Below are 1,026 nucleotides of genomic sequence, written 5' to 3'. Positions count from 1 at the left end.
CCCCCCCGGGGGGGGGGGGGGGGGTTTTTTTGTATCCATTGCATGTCAGCTTAAAAACAACTTCGTAATTAGCAAGCTAACTAACAATCTCTTGATGCATTCAAAGCGTTATTGCGCTGCCCCTTCGTGAACCATACGAATAACGCGTTGTGGAAACGGAATATCAATCCCCGCGTCTTTCAAACGATCTCGGGCCTGTTCATTGAACATGAACATCACGTTCCAGTAATCGGCCGTCTTGACCCATACCCGCAGCGACACCGTGATCGAACTGTCACCCAGGGTCGAAATCACCGCCTCCGGCGCCGGGTCGGCCAGTACGCGCTCGTCCTTGGCCAGCTCCAGCAACACTTCCCGAGCCTTTTGCAGGTCGGCCTGGTAATCCACGCCTACATCGAACACCACTTTGCGGGTCGGCTGGCGATTGGTGTTGGTGATGATGCCGTTCGACAGGTTGCCGTTGGGTACGATGACGGTTTTGTTGTCACCGGTGCGAATCACGGTGTGGAAGATCTGGATGCTGTCGACCGTACCGGCCACGCCCTGGGCTTCGATCCAGTCACCGATGCGGAACGGGCGGAACAACAGAATCAGCACGCCACCGGCGAAGTTCGCCAGGCTGCCCTGCAAAGCCAGACCGATCGCCAGGCCCGCTGCACCAATGGCCGCGATGAACGAGGTGGTTTCAATGCCGATCATCGACGCCACGCTGACGATCAGCAGGATCTTGAGGATGATGTTCGCCAGGTTGCTGATGAACCCTTGCAGAGCCAGGTCGGCATTGCGCAGTGCCAGCAGCCCGCCGAGTTTGTGGGTTACCTTGTTGATCAGCCACCAGCCGATGGCCAGCGTGATCACCGCCAGCAGCACCCGGCTGCCGTACTCCATAATCATGGGGATCCAGGCCTCGGACGCCTTGATCAAATTGTCCACTTCAGCGTTCAAGTCCATCTACTTCTCCTTTATTCCTGTTACCACGTAAGACTTGTGCAAATACCCTGTGGCGAGGGAGCTTGCTCCCGCTGG

Annotated in this window: 1 protein-coding gene; it reads right to left on the bottom strand. The window is 57.1% G+C overall.

The features are described from left to right. Window positions 1-108: 108 nt before the first annotated feature. Window positions 109-951, bottom strand: a complete 843-nt coding sequence (locus HU811_RS27000) for a mechanosensitive ion channel family protein (RefSeq protein ID WP_186659164.1) — start codon at window positions 949-951, stop codon at window positions 109-111. Window positions 952-1,026 lie beyond the last annotated feature (75 nt).

The organism is Pseudomonas tehranensis (assembly GCF_014268615.1).
Lineage (GTDB): Bacteria > Pseudomonadota > Gammaproteobacteria > Pseudomonadales > Pseudomonadaceae > Aquipseudomonas > Aquipseudomonas tehranensis.
The sequence above is the reverse complement of the archived record's forward strand: the minus strand, read 5'-3'. Positions and strand labels throughout refer to the sequence as shown.